At 72.5% G+C, this 18104-nt stretch carries 11 protein-coding genes and 1 pseudogene; 5 read left to right on the forward strand and 7 right to left on the reverse strand.

What is annotated here, in order from left to right; translation table 11 throughout:
- Positions 1-13: 13 nt before the first annotated feature.
- From V2W30_RS34855 to V2W30_RS34875, 5 genes and pseudogenes are all read right to left on the reverse strand, one after another.
- Positions 14-925, reverse strand: coding sequence for a dihydrodipicolinate synthase family protein (locus V2W30_RS34855; RefSeq protein ID WP_338702582.1), 912 nt, complete (start codon positions 923-925; stop codon positions 14-16).
- 127 nt (positions 926-1052) lie between these two features.
- A pseudogene (locus tag V2W30_RS34860) lies at positions 1053-2503 on the reverse strand (FAD-dependent oxidoreductase).
- Positions 2487-2813, reverse strand: coding sequence for a (2Fe-2S)-binding protein (locus tag V2W30_RS34865; RefSeq protein ID WP_338702583.1), 327 nt, complete (start codon positions 2811-2813; stop codon positions 2487-2489). Before V2W30_RS34865 ends, V2W30_RS34860 begins: the two are co-directional and overlap by 17 nt.
- A complete protein-coding gene (locus tag V2W30_RS34870) occupies positions 2810-4018 on the reverse strand; it encodes an FAD-binding oxidoreductase (protein ID WP_338702584.1) in 1209 nt (402 codons plus the stop codon). The genes V2W30_RS34865 and V2W30_RS34870 overlap by 4 nt, the downstream gene beginning before the upstream one ends.
- 71 nt (positions 4019-4089) lie before the next feature.
- The gene (locus tag V2W30_RS34875; RefSeq protein WP_338702585.1) at positions 4090-7830 is read right to left on the reverse strand and encodes a S8 family serine peptidase; all 3741 of its coding nucleotides are present in this window, start codon (positions 7828-7830) and stop codon (positions 4090-4092) included.
- A 503-nt stretch (positions 7831-8333) separates the two neighbouring features.
- Here V2W30_RS34875 and V2W30_RS34880 point away from each other — a divergent pair.
- The 4 genes from V2W30_RS34880 (at position 8334) to V2W30_RS34895 (ending at position 14539) form a co-directional block, all read left to right on the forward strand.
- On the forward strand, positions 8334-11666 hold the full coding sequence (locus V2W30_RS34880) for a S8 family serine peptidase (RefSeq protein ID WP_338702586.1): 3333 nt from the start codon (positions 8334-8336) through the stop codon (positions 11664-11666).
- A 121-nt stretch (positions 11667-11787) separates the two neighbouring features.
- The gene (locus tag V2W30_RS34885; RefSeq protein WP_338702588.1) at positions 11788-12807 is read left to right on the forward strand and encodes a LacI family DNA-binding transcriptional regulator; all 1020 of its coding nucleotides are present in this window, start codon (positions 11788-11790) and stop codon (positions 12805-12807) included.
- A 290-nt stretch (positions 12808-13097) separates the two neighbouring features.
- Positions 13098-13781, forward strand: coding sequence for a glycoside hydrolase family 11 protein (locus V2W30_RS34890; RefSeq protein ID WP_338702589.1), 684 nt, complete (start codon positions 13098-13100; stop codon positions 13779-13781).
- A gap of 59 nt (positions 13782-13840) precedes the next feature.
- A complete protein-coding gene (locus V2W30_RS34895) occupies positions 13841-14539 on the forward strand; it encodes a polysaccharide deacetylase family protein (RefSeq protein WP_338702590.1) in 699 nt (232 codons plus the stop codon).
- 70 nt (positions 14540-14609) lie between these two features.
- Here V2W30_RS34895 and V2W30_RS34900 read toward each other — a convergent pair whose 3' ends face one another.
- Positions 14610-15443 (reverse strand): PIG-L family deacetylase, encoded by an 834-nt coding sequence (locus V2W30_RS34900; protein ID WP_338702591.1) that lies wholly within the window; start codon positions 15441-15443, stop codon positions 14610-14612.
- Positions 15444-15691: 248 nt separating this feature from the next.
- Between V2W30_RS34900 and V2W30_RS34905 the strand changes: the two genes are divergently transcribed.
- Positions 15692-17020 carry a C1 family peptidase gene (locus tag V2W30_RS34905; RefSeq protein WP_338702592.1) on the forward strand — a complete coding sequence of 443 codons (1329 nt, stop codon included), beginning with the start codon at positions 15692-15694 and terminating at the stop codon, positions 17018-17020.
- 174 nt (positions 17021-17194) lie between these two features.
- On the opposite strand, the gene V2W30_RS34910 is transcribed toward V2W30_RS34905, so the two are convergent.
- Complete coding sequence (locus tag V2W30_RS34910) at positions 17195-17974, reverse strand: NAD(P)H-dependent oxidoreductase (protein ID WP_338702593.1); 780 nt, start codon at positions 17972-17974, stop codon at positions 17195-17197.
- Between the last annotated feature and the right edge of the window lie 130 nt (positions 17975-18104).

Below are 18104 nucleotides of genomic sequence, written 5' to 3' on the forward strand. Positions count from 1 at the left end.
TACTTCGGGCCGACTACTTCAGGCCGTGGGCGACGGCCCGCTCCGTGGCCTCGCGGATCGCCTTCTCCTGCTCCGGCAGGAGCGGTACGCGCGGGGGCCTGACCGGGCCGCCCCGCCGCCCCACGATGTCCATGGACAACTTGATGGCCTGGACGAACTCGACCTTGGAGTCCCAGCGGTGCAGCGCGTGCAGCTCCTTGTAGAGGGGCAGCGCGGTGGCCAGGTCTCCCTTGACGGCGGCGTGGTACAGCTCGACCGTCGACTCCGGCAGGGCGTTGGGGTAGCCGGAGATCCAGCCTTTGGCGCCGGCCACGGCGAGCTCCAGAAGGACGTCGTCCGCGCCGATCAGCACATCGAGATCCGGGGCGAGTTCCTCGATCTGGTAGATGCGGCGGGTGTCGCCGGAGAACTCCTTCACGGCCCTGATGTGCCCGGCCGCGTGCAGCTCGGCGAGGAGTTCGGGGGTCAGGTCGACCTTGGTGTCGTGCGGATTGTTGTACGCGACGACGTCGATGCCGACCTCGGCGACGGCGGCGTAGTGCGCGCGCACCGAACGCTCGTCGGCCCGGTACGCGTTGGGCGGCAGCAGCATGACGGCCGCGCAGCCCGCCGCCTCGGCCTGCCGCGCCCAGCGCACGGCCTCGGCGGAGCCGTAGGCGGAGACGCCGGGCATGACCCGGTCGCCGCCGATGGCCGCCACGGCGGTCTCGACGACCCGGGCGCGCTCCTCGTCGGTGAGGACCTGGTACTCGCCGAGCGAGCCGTTCGGGACGACGCCGTCGCAGCCGCTGTCGACGAGCCAGCGGCAGTGCGCGGCGAAGCCCTCGAAGTCGACCGAGAGATCGTCGTTCAGGGGCAGGGCGGTGGCGACGAGGACGCCGCGCCACACGGGGCGGGGCGGGTTCTGCGGGGTGTACGTGCTCATGGGTGTCTTCGGACCTTCCGTCGGGGCGGGCCGCTGCGGGGACCGCACGGGAACTGGACGAGCTGTGACACGGCACGGTCAGGGCTGGTCGAGGGGGGCGCTGGGCCCGAGGTGCTTCAGGGGTGGCTCAACGCTGGTCCAGGTGTGTGTCAGGGGGGTCGGGCTCCCGGGCGAGTACGCCGAGCGGGACGGGCCGGGCGAACGGGCGCTTCGCCGGGCCCGGCGCGCAGCCCGCGATCCCGGCGACCCCGGGCGCGCAGATCCGCCCCTGGCACCAGCCCATCCCGGCGCGGGTGAGGAGCTTGACGGTGCGCAGGTCGCAGGCGCCGAGTTCGCCGACGGCCTCGCGGACCGCGCCCGCGGGGACGTCCTCGCAACGGCAGACGAGCGTGTCGTCCGTGACGAGGTCCGCCCAGTGCGCGGGCGGGGCGTACGCGGAGTCGAGCACCGAGGCGACGTCCCGCAGCCGCGAACGGGAGCGGGCGGCCTTCGCCCGGACGGCCGGATCCGGGTCGACTCCTTGAGGCGGGCGGCGACCGAGTGCCCCGCGATCTCGCCCTCGGCCAGCGCGAGCGCGGCCCCGCCGATCCCGGTGGCCTCGCCCGCGGCCCACACGCCGTCGACGTCTGTGCGCTGCTCGTCGTCGGTCACCACGCGGGCGTCGCCGGTGGTGTCGAGGGCGCAGCCCAGCGACTCGGCGAGATCGGTGTGCGCGAGCATGCCGTGGCCGACGGCCAGCGCGTCGCAGGCGATCCGCCGTTCGGTGCCCGCCCTGACCCGGCCGCTCGGATCGAGGGCGGCGATCGTGACGGCCTCGACGCGGTCGCTCCCATGGGCCTCGACCACTGTATGACCCACGGTCACCGGCACTCTCCGGCGCGCCAGTCGACCCGCGTACCGGGCCGCTTCGACGAGCTTGGCCGGGTTGGCGGCGAGTCGCGCGCCGTGCCGTACGAAGTTCCCCGGGCGGGCCGATTCGACGTACGCGGCGATCCGCGCTCCGGCGGCGGCGAGCCCCGCGGCGACCGGCATCAGCAGCGGTCCGGTCCCGGCCACGACCACCGTCCGCCCCGGCAGCACCAGCCCGCCCTTGAGCATGGCCTGGGCGCCGCCCGCGGTGAGGACCCCGGGCAACGTCCAGCCCGGGAACGGCAGCACCTTCTCGTAACCGCCGGTGGCGAGGAGCACCGCGTCGGCGCGGACCGTCTCGGACTCCTCCTGGGCCGGTCCGACGAGCGCGTGCACGGTGAAACCCGTGGTGCCGACATCCCTGTTGTCGGTCGCCAAGTGGCGCTCCACGAACCACACATGACGGTCCGGCAGGTAGGTGATTCCGCCCGTTCTGACGTGCGCGGCCAGTCGGTCGCGCAGCTTCTCCCAGGTGCCCCAGGCGTGGTGCAGGGCCTGGGGCCTTTCCGCCCTCAGTTGCTCGGCGGGCCGGCGGTAGTACTGGCCGCCGGGTGTCGCGGCCGCGTCGAGCAGCGTGACCGGGACGCCCTGGTCGGCGGCCGTCAGCGCGGCGGCGAGCCCGGCCGGGCCCGCGCCGATGACCGCCAGAGAGTCACGCGAGGTCGCCATGGCCGGTCGCCTCCTGGGTGCCGATCGTGTCGCCGGGAGAGACGGGGACGAGGCAAGCCCGTTGGTTGGGGCGGCCGTTGACCGTGACGAGGCAGTCGAAGCAGACGCCGATCCCGCAGAACACCCCGCGCGGCGCTCCGCTGCCCCGGGTCGTGCGCCACGAGGTGATCCCGGCCGACCAGAGCGCCGCCGCGACGCTCTGTCCGGGCAGCGCCTCGGTCTCCCGTCCGTCGACGGTCACCGTGAACGGCGGACCGGGGCGGGCGCGGGCCAGCGTCAGCGGCGTCGTGACCGGGGACGTCCTCTTCACTGCTGTCCTTCCTCACGACGGTTCGGGGACCCCTCCGGAGCGGCGTCCTCGAAGCGATCCGGACGGAACGGTGCGAGGTCCAGGTCGGGGGTGGCCCCCGTCAGGGACTGCGCGATCAGATGCCCGGTGCCGACGGCGAGCCCGATGCCCGCGCCCTCGTGACCGCAGGCGTGGTACAGCCCCGGCACCCGGGGATCGGCCCCGATCGCCGGGAGATGGTCCGGCAGATACGGGCGGAAGCCCAGGTAGCCGCGCATGACGCGGACCGTGTCGAGCGCGGGGAACAGCGCGACGGCCTGCGCGGCGAGCCGCCGGGCCACCGGCAGCGAGAACCCGCGGTCGAATCCGACCCGCTCCCTGCTCGCCCCGATCAGCACCGGACCCGCCGCGGTGCCCTCGACGACCGCCGAGGACTGGAGGCCCGCGTCACCGCTCGCGACGTCCGCGACATAGTCGGCGGCGTACACCTTGTGCCGTACCACCGCGCGCGGCAGCGGCTCGGTGACCAGGACGAAGCCGCGGCGCGGCAGAACCGGCAGCCGCACGCCGGCGAGCGCGGCGACCTCGCCGCCCCAGGTGCCCGCCGCGTTCACCACCACAGGAGCGCGCAGGTCACCGTGCCGGTCGGTCCGCACGCCGCGCACCGAGCCGTCCTTCGTGCGCAGCACGGCGGTGACGGTGGCGCCGATGCGCAGTTCGGCCCCGGCCCGCCGTGCCGCGCGGACGACCTGGGCGGCGGCCAGCGACGGCATCACCTGGCAGTCCTGCGGGTAGTGGACGCCGCCGGCCACGTCCTTGGTCATATGCGGTTCCAGGTCGCGCAGTTCCTCGGGCGTGACCGTCAGGGCCTCGACCCCGGCGGTGCGCTGGCCCTCGGCGAACGTGCTCAGCGCGGCCATGCCCTCGGGCCCGGACGCGACGACCACGCCGCCCTTCTCCTCGAACTCCACCGCCCGGCCGAGGCCGGGCTCGGCGGCGAGATCGCCCCACAGGCGCCTCGACAGCAGCGCGAGGTCCAGCTCGGGACCCGGCTCCTTGTCGGAGACGAGCAGGTTCCCCTCACCGGCGCCGGTGGTGCCGCCGGCCACGGGCCCCCGGTCCACCAGCAGGGTCCTCAGCCCCGCCCGACTGGCGTACAAGGCACACGCGGCCCCGACCATTCCGGCCCCAACTACCACGACATCGCAGGCCAGTTGGTTGTCCACGGCAGTACAATGTCACATGTTTCCCGACCGGCCCAGACCTCGTACGCACCGGATCCGCGACGGCCCCCGCCTCACCCGCGCAGCGCGTACGCCCGCACGACGGTCTGCCGGGTGCGGTTCCCGGAGCCGTCCCACGCGGTGACCCGGAGCGTCACGTGGCCCGTGTCGACGCGCGGATGCGTCAGGACGGCGGTGGCCGAGCCGTCGGGACGGACCGGGGGCTCCACGCGGTCGCTCCAGGTGGCGCCGTCGTCGTACGAGGCCTCGACGCGGATGCCGGTGACAGGCGCGCCCCGGTGGCCGTCGGGACGGAGCGTGCCGACCCGCACGGGGAAGGAGCGGCCGGCCGGAGCGGTGTTCGTGCCGTCCACGCCCAGGTCGTAGCTGAGGAGGATGACCGGCAGGGCGGCGCACGGGTGGCCCGCGCCGTAGACGTCCTCGCAGCCGGGGGCCGTGGCACCCGCCTCGGGGGCCTTCGAGCGGAACGTGTACGTGGTGTCGGTGCGGATGCCGAGCGTCTCCAGGGCGTTGGTTCTGCGGATCACCGTCTGGTCGATGCTGTACTCGGCCTCCTCGGGGACGAACAGCTGGGCCGCGGAGACCTCTTGGCCGTCGCGACGATAGGTGAGCGTGGCCGTGGCGCTGCCCATGCCGAAATGCTCCGGGTCCCCGTCGCCGTAGGGGGCGAGCAAGAAGCTGGCTCCGCTGTCGGCACGGCACATCGGACAGCTGATGCGGCGCGGCAGTGTGGGGTGCATGGGGGCGCGGCCCCAGTCGCGGTGCAGGGTGCTGCCCGCCTCGTGGGCCGCCGGGTACTCCTCCAGATAGGTGCCGGACAGGTCGGAGGTGTGCACCGTCTGGAGGTACCGGCTGTCGGCGGCGTGCACGAAGTCGGTCCGGGTGCCCGGGGCGAGATGCCGGGCGGTCGTGCGGAACGTCGACGTCTCCCAGGTGTGCCAGGTCGTCAGATCGTCCTCGGCGAGCCGCGAAGTGCCGTCCGCGGAGAAGGTGTTGACCAGGGCGGCGAACTGCGCGGGGCGGCCTGTCACCGTGGTCTCCTCGGGGATGCCGCCCCGGGCGTGGAAGGGCAGCGTGTAGGTGAAGCGGCTGTCGCCGCGGCCCGTGAGCGCGACCGTCACCGGGCTTCCCTCGGCGAGGGCGCGGAGCAGGGGCGCGCCTTGTTCGTGGCTGACGGCGACGGCGGGCAGGGTGTCGGCCGCGCTGCCCTGGACGAGCGTGACACCGCCGGTGGGGCGGATCGCCAGGACGGCGGCGGCGCCGTGCCGGGCGGCGGTGGCCAGGACGGGAGGGAGCCAACCGTTGGTGCGGACCACGGCGAGCCTGCCCGAGACGTCACGGCCGGCGTAGTCGCTATCGTCACCGGTACCGACATCCACGGCCGTCAACTCCTGTGCTCCTGTGGAGCGTTCACCGAGATCCGGAGTGAGCAGATCGAGCCGCGTGGTGCGGTGGGCGGCCGTCCATGAGCCCCGGACGAGCGGGTCCCGCAGGCGGTGCTCGGCTGTCAGGTCGAAGGTGCCCCGCTCGGCCGTGCTGTGCGACGGGATCGCCCCGTACTGGGAGGTGCGGTCACTGAGCCCGGTGGCGACACCGATCGCGGCACTCGCCCCGTCGTCGAGCGTGCGGCGCGCGGTGACGCTGACGGCGGCGCGTTCCAGCGGGCGGTCCTCGCCGTCGATCCGGGCGGTCAGCGGCCGTGCCGCGCGGGCGTCGACCGCCACGGTGCGGTCGCCGTCGACGGTGAACTCCGGTTCGGCGAAGGTGTCCACGGCCGCCGGGTACCGCTGGGCGTCGTACGTGGTGACCAGGGCCTGGAGGGCGTAACGGCCCTCGGGCAGTTCGGTCCGCCAGGTGTCCGCGCCCAGGAAGGTGAGGCTGCGCAGCTCCGCCTCGCCGCTGGTCGTGTTCAGGATCTGAAGATTGGTCTGTCCCGCCGCCTTGCCGTCGCGTCCGGTGAAGGTGAAGTCCACGGTGCGGCGCGGGGGTTGCTCGGTCCAGCCGACGGCCGTGGTGAGCGTGGTGGTGGCGTCGGTGGCGGTCAGGTAGCCGTCGTAGCGGCCGGTGCCGGTGCGGGCGGGGTCGACGCTGAGCGTGACGGTGGCCGTGCCCCGCGCCGGGACGGTGACCGTGTCGGCGGAGAGCGCCGCCGCGCCGCCACGGCTCAGGTCGAGGCGCAGCGCGAGAGTGACGGCGTGGTCGCCGTCGTTGGTGTAGGTGACGTCCCGGTCCAGCGGCTGCTGACGGTCGCGCAGGTCGCCGAGGTCGACGGTGCCGGAGGCGGTCACCGGCTGCGCCGAGGCCCGGTCGACGGCGACCCGTCCCGCGCCCTGCTCGTAGACGTCGTGGTCGGCGGCGGTCCGCGCCGACGACACGAGGGAGTCCTTGAGACGCGCGGCCTTCCACTGCGGGTGCTGCTGCTTCAGGAGGGCCGCCGCGCCGGCGACGTGCGGTGTGGCCATCGACGTGCCGTCCATGGCGGTGTAGGACGCGTCGACGGCCGTGCCGATGTTCGTGCCCGCCGCACGGGCCGCGACGATGCCGACGCCCGGCGCGGTGATCTCCGGCTTGAGCGCCCCGTCGACGGTGGGCCCGCGCCCGGAGAAGTCGGCCAGCCGGTCCTGAGCGTCCACGGCGCCGACGGTCAGCGCGGAACGGGCGGTCCCGGGGCTCGCCACGGTGGCCCGGCCGGGCCCGGTGTTCCCTGAGGCGATCACGAACAGGGCGCCGGAGGACTCACTGAGCCGGTCCACGGCTTCGCTCAGCAGGTCACTGCCCACCTCGGTGGGCGATCCCAGGCTCATGGACACGATGTCGGCGCCCTGCGCGACGGCCCACTCCATTCCGGCGATCACACTGGACTCGTCGCCGTTGCCCCGGTTGTCCAGCACCTTCCCGACCAGGAGCCGGGCCCCCGGCGCGACCCCCTTGTACCGTCCGCCCGACGCCGCACCGCTGCCGGCGACGGTGCTCGCCACGTGGGTGCCGTGGCCGCGCCCGTCCTGCACGCCCTGCCCGGCGATGAAGCTCTTGGAGTCCAGGACCCGGTCGGCGAGATCGGGGTGGGCGAAGTCGATCCCGGTGTCCAGGACGGCGACCTTGACGCCGCTGCCGTCGTAGCCGCTCTTCCACACCTCGGGCGCGCCGATCTGCGGGACGCTCTTGTCGAGAGTGGCGCGCACCCTGCGGTCCGGACGCAGTACGGCCTTCGGGCCGTCGAGCACCTCACGGGAGAAGGCCCGGACCTTGTCCTTGTCGACCTCCACGGCGGTGGCGCCGAGCGAGGCGAGGGCGGCGTGGCGGGTGACGCCGGGGGCGTCCGCGGCGCGCGCGGCCAGGGTGGAACGGGCCGGGTTACCGGGGTAGTCGACGATCAGCGGCAGGGTGTCGCCGCCCGTGTCGTCCTGCCCGTCGGCGATGAGCCGGGTGACGTTGAACAGCTCCCGGTCGAGCCGCCCGTCGGCGAGTCCCGCCCCCGCGCTGTCCGGAATGACGTAGGTGGCTCCGGCGGGCGTGGACTCGGTGTGGAAGGTGGTGGCCGTGCCCGGCGCGGGCCGGGCGTCGATCGAGGTCCGCCCGCCGGGGCCGGTGGTGACCGTGACGGTGTCGCCGGTGACCAGCGTGACCGTGTCGGTGTGAGCGCTCCGGTCGGCGGTCCGCGTCGTCACGCCGACCGGAGCGGACTGGGGAGCCGCGTCGGCCCGCACGGGAAGCGCCGGGCCGACGACGGCCAGGGTGAGTGCGGCGCACAGAGCGGCGGTTCTGCCGCTGCGCGGAGTCGGACCGGTCGGCATGACGGGCTCCTGGCGGGGTGCGGCCACGGCACCGGGGGCCGGGCGACGGACGCGAAGCGGCGCTGGGCCGGGCCGGGCGGCTTCCCCACCTGCCACCCGGCCCGGCAGTGGCCATGATCCGATCGCGGGTGGCGGAGGGAGAAGGGGCGCGGGTGGCGAGAGTGCGTCGTGTCGCAATCCCGACAGCCCCGGCCCGGTGTCATGGCGAGGTTGCGATGGCGAGGTCGCGCCATGACGAGTACTCGCCAGGCCGCGAGCCCCGCGACGCCGCGCCGCCGGGACAGACTTCCGCCCAGCGCACCGCACATGATGGGCCGTCATGTGCACGGTCGGCGCGTCCTGTTGACGTCGGTGCGAGCCCGCTCCGGACCCGACAGCCATCCCGGCTCACCGCTCCCGGCCCGACGAGCCGCCCCTGCCCACCGTTCCCGAGGCGACGGTCGCCCCCGGCCCGCCGCTTCCGCCCATCGTCCGTACCCCGTCCGAGGAAGGACCTCACCGTGATGAGACAGCGACGCGGCAGACGCAGACGCACCGCCGCTCCCCGTACCTGGGCCCTGCTGCTGAGCGCGGGGCTCGCCGTCGCCGGGCTGCCGGCCATGGCCGCGACCACGTCCGCCACCCCGCACGAGGATCGGCCGGCCGTCGAGAGCAAGGTCCGCAACGCCCTGGCCGACGGCGGCACTTCCACCTTCTGGGTTTATCTGAAGGACCACGCGGACCTGCGCTCCGCGGCGAGGATCAAGGACCGGGCGCGGCAGGGCCGGACCGTGCGCGACCGCCTCGTGCGGACGGCCCGCGACAGCCAGGCCGGTCTCCTCGACGTACTCGGCGCCGCTCACGCGCCCCACACCTCGTACTGGATCGCCAACACCGTGCGGGTGAAGGGCGACGCGACGCTCCTGAAGAAGATCACCGCGCTGCCGGACGTCGACCGGGTCGCCGCGGACCGTACGTACGCGCTGCCCGCGATCCGGCAGGCCGAGGCCGAGCCCACCGTCGACGACGTCGAGTGGGGCGTCGACCGGATCGGGGCGCCCAAGGCGTGGAAGGAGTTCGGCGCGACGGGCCAGGGGATCGTCGTCGGCAGCATCGACTCCGGCGTGCAGTTCGACCACCCGGCGCTGGCGCGGCAGTACCGGGGCAGCAAGGCCGACGGGACCGTCACCCACGCCTACAACTGGTACGACCCGCAGAGCGGTTGCGCGGTGATCCCGAGCCTGAGCAAGCCCTGCGACACCGTCGGGCACGGCACCCACACGGTCGGCACCATGGTCGGCGACGGCGGTGCCGGTCAGCACATCGGCGTCGCCCCGGGCGCGCGGTGGATCGCTGCCAAGGGCTGCGGAGGATCCACCTGTACGCAGAGCGGACTGCTCGCCAGCGGGCAGTTCATGCTCGCGCCCACCGACCTCGACGGCCGCAACCCCCGCCCCGAACTGCGCCCGCACGTCGTGAACAACTCGTGGGGCAGTTCGGACGCCGGAGCCGACCCCTGGTTCCAGCAGACCGTGCGGGCCTGGGTCGCGGCCGGGATCTTCCCCGTCTTCTCCAACGGCAACGAAGGGCCGGAGTGCGGCACCGACGCCAACCCGGCCAATCTGCCCGAGAGTTACGGGGTCGGCGCCTTCGACGCCGACGGGAACATCGCCGCCTTCTCCAGCCGCGGACCGTCCGAGAACGGCCACGACCTGATCAAGCCGGACGTGTCCGCCCCCGGCGTGGCCGTCCGTTCCGCCTACCCCGGCGGCAAGTACGCCGTCGGCAGCGGTACGTCGATGGCGGCGCCGCACGTCGCGGGCGCCATCGCCCTCCTGTGGTCGGCGGCCCCCGCCGTCGCCCGGAACATCGACGCGACCCGCCGACTGCTCGACGAGACCGCGGTCGACGTCGACGCCACCGAGTGCGGCGGCACACCGACGGACAACAACGTCTACGGGCAGGGCCGGCTCGACGCCTACGCGGCCGTCGAGAAGGCACCGCGCGGCGCGGTCGGCACCCTCACCGGCACCGTCACCGACGCGGCCACCGGAGATCCCGTCGCCGGTGCCACGGTCGCCCTGCGCGACGACTCGGGCCCGGTCGGCCTGGCGCAGCAGACCGACGCCGACGGCCACTACGCGATGCTCGCCTCCGTCGGCGACTACACGGTGTCGGCCTCCGCTCCCGCCTACGGGACCGAGAAGGCCGTCGCGCACCTCGCCGAGGGCACCACGGCCACGGCCGATCTGACACTCGGCGCGCTGCCCGGCAGGCACCTCGAAGTCGCCCTGGACCGGGCCGGGTTCGGTACGGTCCCCATCGGCACGACGGGCGGCCCCGCCACCGTCACGCTCACCGGAACCGGCGCCGACCCTGTGACCGTCCGTCAGATCACCGACCACGACGGGGCGTTCGTCTCCGAGACGGGCACCTGCGGTCCCGCCCCCTTCACCCTCGCCCGCAAGGAACACTGCACCCTCGGCATCACGTACCGGCCCACCGAGAAGGGCGAGCAGACCGGCACGCTCACGATCGACAGCGACGCCGCCGAGGCCGCACCCCCTCTGGCCGTGCACGGCAGCGGGACGACCATGCCCGCCCGCACGGCCACGCTGCGGATGCGGAGCTTCGAGAAGAACATGCACGCGGCGGTCATCGACCCGCAGGGCCGCTACGCCTACTTCGGCACCGACAACGCCCCCGACCCGCTGTCCGGCTACATCGTCAAGTTCGACCTGAAGACCTTCGAACGCGTCGGCGTCATACCGGTCGGCATCGGCCAGAAACTGCTCCAGGACGCCGTCATCGACCCGTCGGGCACGTACGCCTACTTCGTGGCCGCCGCGAACCCGGGCCGCGTGGTCCGCGTCGACCTGGACACCTTCACCCTCGACAGGATCACACCGCTGGCCACCGGCGCGGACAACCCCCGCTCGATCCTCATGGACCCCGCGGGCCGCTACGCGTACATCGGCACCGGGACGAACCCCGGCCGGGTGATCAAGTTCGACCTGGAGACGTTCGCGCAGGTCGGCTCCGTCACCCTCGGCAAGGGCGAGGACTTCCTCGACGACGGAGTGATCGACTCCCGGGGCCGGTACGCCTACTTCGGTACGGTCACCAGCCCGCAGGGCCACGTCGTCAAGGTCGACCTGGCGGAGATGAAGGAGACCGGCTCGCTGACCCTGGAGCCGGGGGAGGGGCCGCTGCGCACGGCGGTCGTCGCCCCCGACGACCACTACGCCTACTTCGGGACGGGCGAGGGCGCCCGCGGAAAGATCGTCCGGGTCGACCTGACCACCTTCGAACGCGCCGGGGCGATCACCCCGTCCGGCGGCGGGACGTTCTACTCCTCCGTGATGGACCCCGCGGGCCGGTTCGCGTCGTTCGGCACCGTGTCCTCGCCGGGCCGCGTGGTCACCGTCGACCTGAAACACTTCACGGCCGCCGGAACCGTCACCCTCGGCGCGAACGAGGACGCGCTCATCTCCGCGGCCATCGACCCACGGGGCGAGTACGCGTACTTCGGTACGCAGAGCGCGCCCGGCCGGGTCGTCAAGGTCCGGCTCGGCGCCTCGTACGAGCTCACCGCCCGGGGCAGCCGGGTCCGGGGTGTCCACTCCGCCGCGCTCACCTGGAACGGAGCGACCACGGCGAAGATCGAGGTCGTCAGGAACGGCAAGGTGATCGCGACCGTGCCGAACACCGGCCGCTCCACGGACGTGGTCCACATCGAGGAACGGCCCACGTACACCTACCAGTTGTGCGACGCGGGCACGGAGCACTGCTCGAACACGTCGAAGGTCGACTTCACGGGCCCGCCCGCCGGCGGGACGGACGCGCGGACCCGGTGAACGGCTGAGGCCGGCGGCGCCGAGGAGGCTCGGCGCCGCCGTGCGACAGGGCCTCCCGGCGGTCCCGTCCCTCACGCCCACACCCCTCGAAACTCTTTCGGCTTGCCCTAAGATCCTGGGTATGCGAGATGACGAGTACGTGGGTCGGATCACCCTGGCGCAGGTCGCTCAGCAGGCGGGGGTCTCCATTTCGACAGTTTCGAAGGTGCTCAACGGGCGGCAGGACGTGGCGGCGCCCACCCGCGTCAAGGTCGAGCGCCTGTTGGACGAGAACGCCTACCGCCGCACCACCCGGGTCGCCCACGAGGCGCCGCTGATCGAGCTCGTCTTCCACGAGCTGGAGAGCGTCTGGGCGTTGGAGCTCATCCGGGGCGTGGAGAAGGTGGCCAAGGCGAACAACGCCAGCGTGGTGCTCACGGAGAGCGGCACGCGTCAGGCGCCGGGGCCCGAGTGGATCGAGGGCGTGCTCCAGCGCAGACCGCTCGGTGTCGTCCTGGTCTTCTCGACGCTGCCCGCCGAGGTGAAGCGGCAGTTGAGGTCGCGCTCCATCCCGTTCGTCGTGATCGACCCGGCGGGCGACCCCGACCCCGACGTGCCCTCGGTCGGCTCGGCCAACTGGAACGGCGGCCTCGCCGCCACCCGGCACCTCGTCCAGCTCGGCCACCGCCGCATCGGCGTCATCACCGGGCCCGAGGACATGCTGTGTTCGCTGGCCCGCCTCGACGGCTATCGCTCGGCCCTGAGCATGGCCGGTCTGTCGGCCGACCCCGAACTCGTCCGGTACGGGGACTTCCATGTGGAGGGCGGCCGTGAGCGGGCCGCCGAGCTGCTCGACCTGGCCGACCCGCCGACCGCGATCTTCGCGGGCAGCGACCTTCAGGCGCTCGGCGTCCTGGACGCGGCCCGCCTGCGGGACCTGCGGGTCCCCGACGACCTGTCCGTGGTCGGCTACGACGACGTGCCCCTCGCCCAGTGGTCGAGCCCCGCGCTGACGACGGTCCACCAACCGCTGCGCGGCATGGCCGAGGGCGCGGCCCAGATGCTCCTGCGGCTCCGGGCCGAGGAAGCGGTGGCGACCCGGCTGGAGCTGGCCACCTCCCTGGTCGTGCGGCAGAGCACGGCCGCCCCCGGGCGCCGCTGAGTCCGCGTCCGCTCTCCCGTGTCGAAAATATTTCGAAGCTGTCGATGCGGTGACGCACTGACTCCGGCATCGATGTTCGATCACCTCGCGTGAGACTTCTGTCATGCGCCTGTAATGCGTGTCTGAGCTGCGCATACGGCGGGCTTGAAGGCCTCTTGATGTCACAAAAGTTTCGCACTGCTTGTCGAAACAGTTGACAGTGCGTGGGGGCGAGACCACTCTGACGGCGTCGACACGCACCTCAATGGCTGTGCAGCCTCCCTCAGGCCCCACCAGGAGGAAGCAGGAACATGGACGACAAGACGCCGATCCCGCCCCTGAGCCGTCGCGCCTTCATCGGTACGGTCGGTGCCGTCGCGCTGGGCGCCTCCGCTCTGGCGCTGCCGGGCACCGCCTTCGCGGACACGACGATCACGACCAACCAGACCGGCACCAACAACGGTTACTACTACTCGTTCTGGACCGACGCGCCCGGCACGGTCTCCATGACCCTGTCGTCCGGCGGCAGCTACAGCACGTCGTGGCGGAACACCGGCAACTTCGTGGCCGGCAAGGGCTGGGCCAACGGCTCCCGCAGGACCGTCACCTACTGGGGCAGTTTCGCGCCCTCCGGCAACGCCTACCTGGCGCTGTACGGCTGGACGTCGAACCCGCTCGTCGAGTACTACATCGTCGACAACTGGGGCACCTACCGGCCCACCGGCACGTACAAGGGAACCGTCACCAGCGACGGCGGCACGTACGACATCTATCAGACGACGCGCTACAACGCCCCGTCCGTCGAGGGCACCAGGACCTTCAACCAGTACTGGAGCGTCCGGCAGTCCAAGCGCACCGGCGGGACCATCACGACCGGCAACCACTTCGACGCCTGGAGCCGGGTCGGGATGCCCCTGGGCAGCTTCAGCTACTACATGATCATGGCGACCGAGGGCTACCGGAGCAGCGGCGCCTCCAGCATCACCGTGAGCTGAGCCGGCACCCCGAAACCGGCGCTCCCGAAATCGGCGCCCCGAAGCTGGAGGACCCCCGCATGAAGGACAGAACTGATCGCTCGTTACGTTCGCGGGTCGCGCGAGTGGCCGTCGCCGCGGCCGTCGGCGTCTGCCCCCTCGCCGTCGGCGGCACGGCCTCGGCGCAGCCCGCCGCCGCGTGCGGCGGATACGTCGGGCTCACCTTCGACGACGGCCCGCAGGCCGGCAACACCCCCGCCCTGCTCGACGCGCTCCGCCAGAACGGCCTGCGCGCCACGATGTTCAACCAGGGCCAGAACGCGGCCGCCAACCCGTCCCTCGTACGCGCCCAGGTGGCCGCCGGGATGTGGGTCGGCAACCACAGCTACACCCACCCGCACCTGACCCGGCTCGGCCAGGCGCAGATCGACTCGGAGATCGCCAGGACGCAGCAGGCGATCGCCCAAGGAGGAGGCGGCACCCCCCGGCTGTTCCGTCCGCCGTACGGCGAGACGAACACGACCGTGCGGTCCGTCGCCGCCACGTACGGGCTGACACAGATCATCTGGGACGTCGACTCGCAGGACTGGAACGGCGCGAGCACCGACGCCATCGTGCAGGCCGCCGCCCGGCTCACCAGCGGCCAGGTCATCCTCATGCACGACTGGCCCGCCAACACCCGCGCCGCTATCCCGCGCATCGCCCAGGGGCTCGCCGCCCGCGGCCTCTGTGCGGGCATGATCTCCCCGCAGACCGGCCGGGCCGTGGCTCCGGCCTGACGGCCGACGCCCGACGCCCGCGGCCGCTCGGTGCCCGCGTCCTCGCGCGGGCACCGAGCGGCCGAGCGGGTCAGCGCAGTCCGGCGAAGAGGTCGTTCTCCGGGACGGGGGCGCCGGTGGTGTCCCTGACCCGCAGGAAGGTCTCCACGCCCATCAGCTCGGTGAACTTCTCCTGGCCCATCTTGAGGAAGAAGATGTTCTCGCCCTGGCTGGCGTGCGCGGCCAGGGCGTCGAACTTCTGGCCGCCGAACGCGGCGGTGTCCACCCAGGTGGTGATCTCCTCGTCGGGGAGCCCGATCTCGGCCATCGCGGCCGCCTCGGCGGGATCCGGCTCCGGGACGTCCTCTCCGAACTCGCGCATCGCCTCCCCGAACCGTCGCATCACCGAGTGCGGCATCGTCGTCCAGTACACCTTCGGCGTCCGCGCCGTCATCTCCAGCGCCGCCATCGTGATGCGATGGGCCTGGATGTGGTCGGGGTGGCCGTAGAAGCCGTTCTCGTCGTACGTCACGACGACATCGGGTTCGTAGCGGCGCATCAGTTCGGCGAGCCGGGCGGCGCCCTCCTCCACCGGGGTCTGCCAGAACGAGCCGGGGGCGTCGTTGCTCGGCCAGCCCATCATTCCGGAGTCGGCGTAGTCCAAGGTCTCCAGGTCGCTGATCTTCAGGACCTCGCGGCTCGCCTCCAGCTCCTGACGGCGCATCGCGGCGACGGCCGCCGGGTCGTGACCCGGTTCGCCCGGTTTGGCGCCCCCTGGGCCGTCGCCGCACCTGCCGTCGGTACACGTCACGAGAACCGTGCGGATGCCCTCGGCCGCGTACCGCGCGAGGACGCCTCCCGTGCCGGTCGCCTCGTCGTCGGGGTGCGCGTGCACCGCCATGAGCGTCAAGGTTCCGTCCTTCATGAAGCAGTCCTCCTGTGTGAACGCGCCGGACAGGGGTCCCTGGCGGCGCACGTACCTCCACCGTGCAACATCGGCGGCCCGACCTGCTGTTCCCGCTCCGCGGCCCCCGTTGACCGGGGATCGGCCGCCGTGCGACGGTGAGAGCGCGTTGCCCCCGCTGTCTGCCCCGGGCCCGCGCGATCACGGCCCGCCTCGAGAAGTGGAACCGGATCACTGTGACGCTCGGACACCCGCACCCCCGTCAGGCCATGGACCGCAGTCTCACCTCCGCCCAACTCGACGTGTTCGAGAAGGAGTTCGCCGCCCGTCCCGCGAACCGGCTGATGCAGAACGCCGTGACGCGGACCCCCGTCGACGACATCGCCCTCGACCGGCGGATCGTGACCGCCACCGACCACTCGGTCTCCCACCACCTGGACGACTGGAAGGTCACCGACCAGCGGCGGAGCGGCCGCTGTTGGATGTTCGCCGGGCTGAACCTGCTGCGCGTCGGCGCCGCCCGGAAGCTCAACGTCAAGGACTTCGAGTTCTCGCAGAACTACCTGCTGTGGTGGGACAAGTTCGAGCGGGCCAACCACTTCCTGGAGGCCGTCGTCGAGACCTCAGGACGTGATGTGGACGACCGGACGGTGGCGCATCTGCTCGGGGACCCCATCAGCGACGGCGGCCAGTGGAACATGTTCGTGGCGCTGGTGGCCAAGCACGGCCTGGTGCCGAAGTCGGCGATGCCCGAGACGGACAGCTCGTCGGCGACCGGCCCGATGAACCGGGCGCTGCGGACGCTTCTCCGCAAGGGCGCCCGCGACCTGCGCCGCCTCGCGTCCGAGGGCGTCGAGGCGCAACGCGCCTGCAAGGGTGAGGTGTTGGCGGCCGTGCACCGGGTGCTCAGCATCCATCTCGGCACCCCGCCGAGCCGGTTCCTGTGGCAGTGGCGGGACAAGGACCAGGAGTTCCACCGTGACGGCTGGACGACACCGGCCGAGTTCGCCGCGGCGTACGTCCGGATACCCCTCGACGAGTACGTGTGCCTGGTCCACGACCCGAGGGAGTCGAGTCCGGTGGGCCGGACCTTCACCGTCGAGTACCTGGGCAATGTCGTCGAGGCTCCTCCCGTCGTCTATCTCAACGGGGAGATCGACCTGCTGAAGCGGCTCAGCATGGACGCCGTCGTGGGCGGTGAGCCGGTCTGGTTCGGCTGTGACGTCGGCCGGATGATGCGGGCCGACGTCGGGATCTGGGACGCCGCGCTCTACGACTACGAGGCGGTCTACGACGCGTCCTTCACGATGGACAAGGCGTCCCGGCTCGTCCACCACGAGACTCAGATGACGCACGCCATGCTGTTCACCGGCGTGGACGTGGTCGACGGTGCTCCGCGTCGCTGGCGGGTGGAGAACAGCTGGGGCGACGAGAAGGCCGACAAGGGCTTCTGGACGATGAACGACTCGTGGTTCGGCGAGCACGTCTTCGAGGTCGCCGTGCGCCGCTCCGCGCTCCCGCCGGAGCTGGCCGCCGCCCTCGACGAGCCGCCCATCGTCCTGCCGGCGTGGGACCCCATGGGGGCGCTCGCGCAGTAGGCCCGCCACAGGCCCGGACCGTCAGGTCCGGGCCTTCCGTTCGACGTGACGGGAACAGTGTTCCACGATGGCCTGGAACGACATTCCAGAAGGGGGCGCCGCCGTCCCCACCGTCAGGAAGAAGGCCCGCCGACCCGGCCTGAGCGCCCGTCTCGCGCCCGTGCGGCGGGACCGTCACGACCGCACGTGCAGCCCGAACCCCGTACGGCCCGCCGGCTCCAGGCCCTCCTTGAGGTGCAGCGAGGGGATCTCGTAGTCACCGAAGTTCTGCCGGCGGAAGGCGATCGGCGGGGTCGACTCCAGAGTGAGCAGGCGCTCCTCCCAGGCCTTGGCGACGTCCGCGTAGGCCCCCTCGCCCAGCCGGTCGGTGCCGTACCGCACGAACGGCGGGAGCACCTCGATGCCCGGGTAGTAGAGGATGCCGTGCTGGATGGGGAAGAGGACGTCGTCGATGGGGCCGTTGATCCCGCGCGGGCCGTAGTGCGACTCCGGGCCGCCGACGGTCACCGACAGCAGGGCCTTCCGGCCGGCGAGGGTTCCCTCGCCGAAGCGCTCGCCGTACCGGGTGGCGCTGTGCTCACCGACGCCGTACGCGAAGCGGTACGTGAACACCCGGTCCACCCAGCCCTTGAGGATCGCGGGCATCGAGTACCACCACAGCGGGAACTGGAAGATGACCGTGTCCGCCCACAGCAGCTTCTCCTGCTCGGCGCGGACGTCCGGGGTCAGCTCGCCGGCCAGGAAGGCCCGGCCCGAGTCCAGCGGGACCTTCAGCGGGTTCGAGGCGTGCGGGCCGTAGTCCTCGGCGTCGACCGCCGCCTTCCAGTTCATCGCGTACAGGTCGCTCACCTGTACCTCGTGGCCCGCCTTCTCCAGGGTGGACACGGCGAGGTCCGTCAGGGAGCCGTTGAGCGACTCGGGCTCGGGGTGGGCGTGGACGATGAACGTCTTCATGGGAGCTCCTGCGGATCGAAGGCGCGCGGTGCGGACGTCTTCGATCCTGGCCGCCGCGGCGCCCGGTGTTCAGGGGCGCCGATTCCGTAGGACGGGACTTCCTGGTAACGGCGGGGCCACCCTCGCGGCC

Source organism: Streptomyces sp. Q6 (assembly GCF_036967205.1).
Lineage (GTDB): Bacteria > Actinomycetota > Actinomycetes > Streptomycetales > Streptomycetaceae > Streptomyces > Streptomyces citrinus.